The organism is Actinophytocola sp. (assembly GCF_036402745.1).
Taxonomy (GTDB): domain Bacteria; phylum Actinomycetota; class Actinomycetes; order Mycobacteriales; family Pseudonocardiaceae; genus Actinophytocola.
Genome location: NZ_DASWSJ010000182.1, coordinates 1 through 2,222, shown reverse-complemented (window position 1 = coordinate 2,222; position 2,222 = coordinate 1). Strand labels below are relative to the sequence as shown.

The 2,222-nt window shown below is 73.7% G+C and carries 2 protein-coding genes; one reads left to right on the top strand and one right to left on the bottom strand.

Translation table 11 applies throughout. The features are described from left to right. The coding region (locus tag VGD70_RS17870; RefSeq protein WP_331082662.1) for an FAD-dependent monooxygenase at nt 1-1,448 on the bottom strand (1,448 nt) is incomplete at its 3' end. 56 nt (nt 1,449-1,504) lie between these two features. Here VGD70_RS17870 and VGD70_RS17865 point away from each other — a divergent pair. Continuing rightward, a complete protein-coding gene (locus VGD70_RS17865; protein ID WP_331082660.1) occupies nt 1,505-2,209 on the top strand; it encodes a TetR/AcrR family transcriptional regulator C-terminal domain-containing protein in 705 nt (234 codons plus the stop codon). Nucleotides 2,210-2,222: the final 13 nt, after the last annotated feature.

Here is a 2,222-nt window from a genome sequence, read left to right as displayed (position 1 = left end):
GGGAGCCACGGGACCGCGACGCGGTGCGCGGGAAGTCCGACGTCCGCCGCGGCGGTGAGCCAGCGTTCGCCCGCGGTGCCCACCAGCAGGGTCCACCGGGACGCCACCAGGTCGAGGGTCGAGACCCCGTCGATCCACGCGTGGGGCACCCGTGAACCCGGTGAACCGTCCAGCGCCGCCGCCAGGTCCACTGTGGACGGGAGTTCCGGCCGCGGGTCGACGACGGCGGCCGAGTCGTACCGCTGGCCGAGGTGCACGACCGGTGCCGCCCACACCCCCGCCGCCACCCTGGCGGCGTCGGCCTCGGGTCCGCGTCCCCAGTGCAGTTCGGGGTCGGCGAGTCGGCGCATCGCCTGGTCCAGCGTCGCCGCGGCGACCGGTTCACGTTCGTGCGCGTAGGTGTCGAGCAGGCCGGCGCCTGCCTCATCGTGGTGGACGGCGGCCAGCTTCCACGCCAGGTTGTGCGCGTCGGCGACGCCGGTGTTGAGGCCGAACGCGCCCAAGGGTGACACGGTGTGCGCGGCGTCGCCGACGAGGAACACGCGGCCGACCGCGAAGCTCTCGGCCGCGGCGCTGCGGGGGCGCCAGGAGAGCACGCTGCGCACCTCGACGTCGAGGTCGGGATCGCCGACCGCCGTCCGGACGATCGCGGCGCAGCGCTCGGGCGTGAAGTCCTCGGGGCGTTCGCCGGCATCGACGTCGCAGGCCACGTGGAAGACCCAGTTCGTCTCGCCGTCCACGGTGGCCAGCAGGCCGGGTGCCTCCGGCGTGGTGATGGTGCAGGTGGCGAAGGACATGCCCCGCAGGTGGGGTCGGAGGTCGGCGCGGAACAGGATGTTGATCATCGACTTGCCGAGGTCGCCCGGACCGGAGGTGCCCACGCCGAGCGCGGTCCGCACGGTGCTGTGCGTGCCGTCGGCGGCGACCACGTGCGCGCACCGCAGCGAGTAGCGGCCGTCGGGTCCTTCCAGTTCGATGTCGACCCCGTCGGCGTCCTGCGCGATGCCGACCAGGCGGGTCGACCAGCGCAGGTCCGCTCCACGGCGCGCCAGGTCGGCCGCCACGACGGCGTCGAGCCGGTCCTGGGCACAGACGCCGCGCAGCCTGAACGGCGTCACGTCCAGCTCGTCGGCGGACGGGGTCGGCATGGGCACGGTCACGACATCGCCCGCGCCCATCTCGACGACGGTCCGCGCCACCGCCTTGCCCGCGGCGCCCCGGAGGTCGACCGCGGCGGCGTCCACGGCGGTGTCGAGCCCGAGTTCGCGGAGGACCTCGACAGTGCGCGGCCCGATCCCGGTGGCGCGTGGGTGGACCGACGGTCCGGACCGGCGTTCGACCAGCACCGCGGGGACGCCGTGGTGGGTGAGCAGCGCCGCGGTGAGCAGGCCGACGCTGCCGCCTCCGACCACGAGCACCGGGACTTCTGGATACGCTGTCTCCGTCATGGGTACATCGTAGCCAGAGGGTAGGATGCGGGTCAAACAAGGAAAGGACCGCCCCGATGACCGAACCCGTTCCCTCGTCGGTGTGGACACGGCCGCGCCCCGAACCGCGTCGACGCGCGCCTGGGGTGGACCAGTACGTGGCCGCCGCGTTGGCCGTCGCGGACGCGGAGGGATTGGCGGCGGTGTCGATGCGGAGGGTCGCGGGCGATCTCGGTTCCGGGACCGCCTCGCTCTACCGGTACATCACCAACCGCGACGAGCTGGTGGACCTGATGGTCGACGCGGCGCAGGGCGAGGATCCGCTGCCCGAGTCCGCGCAGGACTGGCGTGCCGATCTGGGATCGGTCGCGCACGCGTTGCGCGCGACGCTGCTGCGGCACCCCTGGTTGGCGGGTGAACTGGCGGGAAGGCCCGCGCTCGGCCCCAACTCGTTGCGGCGGTCCGAGTCCGCGCTGCGTGCCGCCGTCGCGCTCACGCCCGACATCACCCTGGCCTCGCAGGCGCTCGGCGCCGTGCACGCGTACGTGCTGGGTTCGGTCGCCGCCCAGCAGGCCCTTCGACGCGCGGAGCAGCGCACCGGCCTGACCGAGGAGGAGTGGCAGCGCAGCGTCGGTCCCTACATCAGCGAGGTCCTCGCGGCGGGTAAGCACCCGATGCTCGCCCGCCGCGTCCTCGAAGCCGAGGAACTCGACCCCGACGTCGAGTTCGCGTTCGGCCTGGACTGCGTGCTCGACGGGCTCGCGGCCCGGCTGGGTCGCTGAGCGGTCAGTACGC

What these genes read in the sequence shown, in the direction of transcription:
- VGD70_RS17865 (WP_331082660.1), top strand. Translation starts at nt 1,505, where the DNA reads ATGACCGAACCCGTTCCCTCGTCGGTGTGGACACGGCCGCGCCCCGAA.